The following is a 6,236-nucleotide window of genomic DNA, read 5'->3' as shown; positions in this document are numbered from 1 at the left end:
TTTAAGACTTGCTTAGCGTTTCGTTTTGTTTAGTTTTCAAAGAGCAATTTGTCGTATCTTGACGACATTTACTACTATATCAGAATAACAATCTGTTGTCAACCATTTCTTTTGATGTAAATAGATGACATTTGTTATTCACTGTTGCTTCAGAAGCAACTTTTAAATCATACCACCTTCACTAATCAGAAGTCAACAACTTTTTGTAACTTTTTATTTGTTTTCTCCTTTTTGTTCGGTGTTCACTTATAGTAGCACGCTTCGTCACGGACTGTCAACAAATAATAGGTAATTTCAATTTTACAAATCCTTTTCCCTCTATCTATATATTAATATACTGTTTATAAAACGTATTCCGCTCTCACAAAATCCTGTTTTCATAACGGACACAGCCATCGACTTTAACTACTCCTCCTATAAATAAGCCCGCCGCCTGCATTCATCCAGCAGGCGGCGGGCAAACTTTATACAACTCTTTCAACATCGGCCTCAGTAATATGCATGATTTCATCTTCACCTAGTTCAACAAATCCCGTCTTCAATATCTCAACCCTTTCTCTTTCCTTCAGGTTGGTGATCACTACGGGCGTAATAATGGATGAAGTATTCAAGGAGATATACTCTAGATCAAACTCCATGAGTATTTGACCTTTTTCAACACGCTGACCTTTTGCTATCTTCGCATCAAAGCCTTCACCGCCAAGTTTTACCGTATCAATTCCCACATGAATCAAAAACTCATACCCTTCGTCTGATACGATTCCAATAGCATGCTTCGTTGGGAATACATTCATAATCAGGCCGTCTGTCGGAGAGACTACGATTCCTTCAGCAGGAATGATGGCAAACCCATCTCCCATCATCCTTTCAGAAAAGACTGGATCTGGCACCGTTGTAATTGAAACTAATTCACCCGCTAATGGTGCGATAAAGCGCTCCTTTGAGAACTCTGCTCGTATACACGCAGGATTCACTTCTTCAATTCGCCGCTTAACCTTGCTATTGATATTAATCGTGCTTACTTTTGCCGGATGAGGCTTATGGTCCTCCATAATATCTCTCATTTGTGTCTTGATTATTTCAGAACGCGGCCCAAAGATGGCTTGAATATTATTGCCGACAATCAATACACCTGCAGCGCCAAGCGCTATAATCTCATCTTTATCCACACTCTGAATATCCTGTACTTCTACACGCAAGCGCGTGATACAGGCATCAAGATGCTTGATGTTCTTTTTCCCGCCCATCGCCTCTAGTATGTTATATGGCAATTCTCCTACATTGCCTGCTTCACCAGCTGTCTCGCTTCCTTCCTCCCGCCCTGGTGTCATCAAGTTCCATTTATGGATAGCAAAACGGAAGCCAAAATAATAAAATCACGGCAAGGACAAGCCCAACTGGTATCACCAGCCACCAAGCGGTTCGATTCGGCACAATTCCGAATAGGAGATAATCAATAACCCCTCCAGAAAAGGTCATCCCGATTTTCACATTTAATAGTTGCATCGTCATGAAGGATAGACCCGAAAATACAGCATGGATCCCAAATAAAACGGGTGCCACGAATAAGAATGAGAATTCGAGAGGTTCTGTAATACCCGTCAGGAAGGAGGTTAAAGCAGCAGAAGCCATCAAACCGCCGACCACCTTCTTTTTCTCAGGCTTCGCTTCATGGTAAATGGCCAGAGCAGCTGCCGGCAATCCGAACATCATAAATGGGTATTTCCCTGACATGAACGTTCCCGCTGTGATTTCAACTCCATCTTTCAATTGGGCAAAGAAGATTGCTTGATCACCACGGACAATTTCTCCTGCAGCATTTACATACTGACCAAACTCATACCAGAATGGCGAATAAAAAATATGATGAAGCCCAAATGGAATCAACGAACGTTCAATGATTCCAAAAACAAATGTAGTAAGTGTCAAATTGGATTCCAGCATGCTTTGAGATACTACATTCAAACCATACTGGACCAGCGGCCATATAAAGGCCATCGCAATCCCAAGAATAAGCGAAGCTGCCGCTGTAACAATTGGCACGAAGCGTTTCCCCGCAAAGAATCCAAGGTATGGCGGAAGCTCAATCGTGTAATATTTATTGTATAAATAGGAAGCTAAAAGGCCGACAATAACCCCTCCGAATACACCGGTTTGCAGGGGTGGTATCCCAAGGATATTTGCATAAGCCGGTACACTCGCAACCAGGGAATCCGTCACATTCAGCATAACGCCCATGGTTACATTCATCATTAAATAACCGACTATAGCCGCTAGACCAGCAACCCCTTCCCCGCCGGCAAGACCAACAGCTACACCGATCAGCAAAGAGCAATGGCAGATTATCAAAGACCACTTGTCCTGAATTCTCCATCACAGTTGCAATCTTTTGAACCCACCCTATATCGAGAAAGGGAATTAAATCTATCAGATTTGATTATGAGTGGCATTCCCTAAAGCAAGCAGAATCCCTGCCGCAGGCAAGATGGCAACCGGCAGCATCAATGCTTTCCCCACCTTCTGCAAAACACCAAATACTCTTTCAAACATTTTTCGCCCTCCTTATGTTCATTCGTTGTTAGCATTCGGATGAATGGAAATCAACTCACCGCCATTTATTTTATCAATCACAAAGGGTTCAAAACAGAACAACAACTGTTCCCTCGGTAAACTCCACCAAAAGGAAGTCACTTTCTATACATATAAAAACCCCTGTATCTATAACAGATACAGGGGTTCACATATAAATCCGTTTTATTTCAAGAAAATAAAGTAGCAAACAAATATAATGAACATTCCATACATAATTGGATGAATTCGTTTTTGATTGCCAGTAAGCAGCATAGTGATTGGATAGAAAATGAATCCACAAGCAATACCAGTGGCGATACTGTTTGTCAATGGCATCATGATGATTGTCAAGAATGCCGGTACAGCCACTTCAAGCTTGTTCCATTCAATATTCTTAAGAGATCCGCACATCAAGACCCCAACCAAGATCAATGCCGGTGCTGTTACAGCTGATGTGATAACAGATAACAGTGGATAGAAGAATAATGCCAGGATAAACAGAACACCTGTAACAACTGCGGCAAATCCAGAACGAGCTCCAGTTGCTACCCCTGCTGTTGATTCGATATAAGAAGTTGTCGTTGATGTTCCGAATAATGCACCCGTAATCGTCGCAAGAGAATCAGCGAACAATGCCTTGCCAGCACGCGGAAGCTTGTTATCCTTCACGAAACCAGCTTGGTTCGCTACAGCCATCAAGGTACCAGCTGTATCGAAGAAGTCAACGAACAAGAATGTTAAGACAACGATTAAGAATTGAACCGTAAAGATATCAGATTGTACTGGATTTAAGTAGGGTTCAAGCGCCACACCGAATGTCGGTGCCACACTTGGGATTGAACTGAATACCGCGTTCGGAACAGCAATCAACCCTGCGATCATTCCGATAATAGCCGTGATGATCATCCCATAGAAGATTCCGCCTCTAACACCTTTCACCATGAAAATAACTGTGATGAATAATCCAGCTACAGCCAGCAATGTATTGCCATCCGTTAAATCGCCAAGCGCCACATATGTGTTTGGATCAGCGACAATTAATCCCGCATTTTTCAAACCAATAAATGTAATGAACAACCCAATACCAGCGCCTACTGCAAATTTCAGTTCAGCCGGAATGGCATTAATAATCTTTTCACGAATACCCGTCAAGGTTAAGATGGCAAAGATAACACCAGACGCCAACACTCCGGAAAGAGCGGTCTGCCAAGGAATTCCCATAGTAAGAATGACTGTATAAGCAAAGAATGAGTTCAAGCCCATACCCGGTGCAAGCGCAATTGGGTATTTCGCGATCATTCCCATGAAGAAGCAGCCAACTGCTGCTGCAAGTGCAGTGGCAACGAATACAGCTCCGTGATCCATACGCATAGCATCAGGCAAGTTCTCGACATCTGCCAATGTCAGCTGCAATGGGTTGACGACTAGGATATAAGCCATCGCAAGAAAGGTTGTTAATCCCCCAATAAACTCTCGTTTGTAATTTGTGCCGAGTTCATCAAATTGAAAATATTTTTTCATTTCTCTTGTAACTCCCCTTCTCTTCATACCATCATGTTCATCTCTACGTTGTAATCGCCAAGAATACAAAACACCCCGAAACCATATCCGTTTCGGGGTGACAATAGGTAAGAGAATACACCCATAGTCCGGGTATATCATCATTTACTCGTAGTCAAGCCATTAACGGTAGCTCGGTAGAAACTTATGGGCCATATCCCCATGATTATACGAAGATTATTAAATTATGTGATTAGTTCTTTAGTATTGTAACAACATAATGACTGATGGTCAACAGAAAAACGAACGATTGTATTATTTTTTACATCTTTGTTCGCCTCTATTATTAAATGAGTACTCCCCTATCCCATCCACTAGCAGAATCCGCCGGAATTGGCAGAAAATGTGCATGTTTGATCTTACTATATAAATAGATAAAGGGGTATAAAGTAGAGGGGGCGATTAGGATGAACGATTTCGTATTGACAACAAGAAAACTGACAAAAGTATTCGGCAATCAGTTAGCAGTTAACGACGTGAATATACATGTGAAGCCCGGACATATATACGGCTTGATTGGCCGAAATGGGTCAGGGAAAACAACCATTATGAAGATGGTCTTAGGCCTATCGAAAAAGACAGATGGGGAGATTTTGATCTTCGGCAAGGCGCCGGAAAGAAATGCGCATGAGGTTTATCATCGAATTGGGTCCACCATTGAAACTCCTGGCTTTTATCCAAATATGACAGCACGGGAGAATCTCGAGGTATTTGCCAGCCTCAGAGGAACCATTGATGGCCAATCAATCAGAAAGGCTCTCCATACCGTTGAGCTCCCCTATGAGGACAAGAAGCATTTCTCCCAATATTCACTTGGGATGAAACAAAGGCTGGGCATCGCCAACGCCATCATGCACAATCCGGACTTCCTTATATTAGACGAACCGGCGAATGGGCTTGATCCAATCGGGATTGCGGATATAAGAAATCTGATTAAGTCACTAAGCCGCGATTATGGAAAGACCATTCTTATCTCAAGCCATCAACTGACGGAGATGGAACAAATGATAACACAGGTAGGTTTTATCCATAATGGCAAGCTCTTAAAAGAATGTGATTATGAAGACTTGCTAAAAAGACGAGGAAGCTATATATCTGTCAAAACATCTGACATAAAAAAAGCATGCGCCATATTGAGGCAGCAATTAAATATAGATGACTATTCAGCAAAGGATAATGGAGTAGTGGAAATCTTCGACCTGACTCATGACCCATCTGCCATAAACCGAGCGCTAATCATGGCGGAAGTAGATGTATCAGCAATCGGGCTAAAAACGAATGGACTGGAGAAGTATTTCTCCAGCCTGATAGGGAGTGGAGAACATGCGTAACGGAATACGTGCAGAAATTTTAAAGGCAAGGCATGACAGAACATCTCTTATCTGTTCCGCTATCGCCCTGTGCGTCCCGCTTCTACTTATTATAAAAGAAAGATATATTCCGTCCTTAGACGATTATTTCAGCTGGCTCATGACAACCAACAGCCTTTATATATGGATATTCTCCGTCATGAGCAGTTTATTTATTACTTTTCTCATACAGCGAGAATACCAGGACCGCACAATCATCAATACATTGACCGCATATCCTTCCAGGTCATCTTTTATTATAAGTAAACTAAGCGTCTGGGCGCTTTGGTATGCAATCACATGGATAGTAGCTTTGATAATAATATGTATTGGTTATAGAATATTGTATCCAGATGAGTTCGGGGCAGCAGGCATCAAGCTGACCATAGAGCTTCTCGCGAAAAGCGGGGCCTTAAGTTTCCTGGCATTTACCCCTCTATTATGGGTCGCCATTAAACAACGGACTTCCTTTTATCCATCCGTTTTGATGGGGCTTTTATTCACCGCTATCATGATGGCCGGCTCACAAGCATCAGGCAATATGATTTTAGTCGCAAGCCTCATTCCATGGTCAGCCGTTTCAATTGCGAGTCTGATTCCGGACATGACGAATGGTTATTTCATTGTTTCAGGAATCTCCATTGTCCTTTGCGCAGTAATCGGCATATTTTTAGCGATTTATGCTTTTTCACGGCAGGATCAGTAAACAAAAACTCCCTTTTATCTGTAATACGATACAGGTAAAAGGGAGTTTTG

At 42.2% G+C, this 6,236-nt stretch carries 3 protein-coding genes, 1 pseudogene and 1 riboswitch; of the genes and pseudogenes, 2 read left to right on the top strand and 2 right to left on the bottom strand.

Annotated elements, in window-relative coordinates; translation table 11 throughout:
- Window positions 1-464: 464 nt before the first annotated feature.
- Window positions 465-2,550 (bottom strand): annotated as a pseudogene (gene ptsG, locus ACI35L_RS14915) (glucose-specific PTS transporter subunit IIBC).
- 204 nt (window positions 2,551-2,754) lie between these two features.
- Window positions 2,755-4,092 carry an NCS2 family permease gene (locus tag ACI35L_RS14910; protein ID WP_439803204.1) on the bottom strand — a complete coding sequence of 446 codons (1,338 nt, stop codon included), beginning with the start codon at window positions 4,090-4,092 and terminating at the stop codon, window positions 2,755-2,757.
- Between the two features lie 131 nt (window positions 4,093-4,223).
- Window positions 4,224-4,325, bottom strand: a riboswitch (purine riboswitch).
- A 213-nt stretch (window positions 4,326-4,538) separates the two neighbouring features.
- On the opposite strand from ACI35L_RS14910, the gene ACI35L_RS14905 reads away from it, so the two are divergent.
- Both ACI35L_RS14905 and ACI35L_RS14900 read left to right on the top strand, forming a co-directional pair.
- Complete coding sequence (locus ACI35L_RS14905; protein WP_439803203.1) at window positions 4,539-5,462, top strand: ABC transporter ATP-binding protein; 924 nt, start codon at window positions 4,539-4,541, stop codon at window positions 5,460-5,462.
- A complete protein-coding gene (locus ACI35L_RS14900) occupies window positions 5,455-6,186 on the top strand; it encodes an ABC transporter permease (protein ID WP_439803202.1) in 732 nt (243 codons plus the stop codon). The genes ACI35L_RS14905 and ACI35L_RS14900 overlap by 8 nt, the downstream gene beginning before the upstream one ends.
- Window positions 6,187-6,236: the final 50 nt, after the last annotated feature.

The sequence above is a fragment of the Pradoshia sp. genome (assembly GCF_051873915.1).
GTDB lineage: Bacteria > Bacillota > Bacilli > Bacillales > Pradoshiaceae > Pradoshia.
The sequence above is the reverse complement of the archived record's forward strand: the minus strand, read 5'-3'. Positions and strand labels throughout refer to the sequence as shown.

Coding starts and splice junctions, on each gene's coding strand:
- ACI35L_RS14910 (WP_439803204.1), bottom strand. CDS start 4,092: ATGAAAAAATATTTTCAATTTGATGAACTCGGCACAAATTACAAACGA.
- ACI35L_RS14905 (WP_439803203.1), top strand. CDS start 4,539: ATGAACGATTTCGTATTGACAACAAGAAAACTGACAAAAGTATTCGGC.
- ACI35L_RS14900 (WP_439803202.1), top strand. CDS start 5,455: ATGCGTAACGGAATACGTGCAGAAATTTTAAAGGCAAGGCATGACAGA.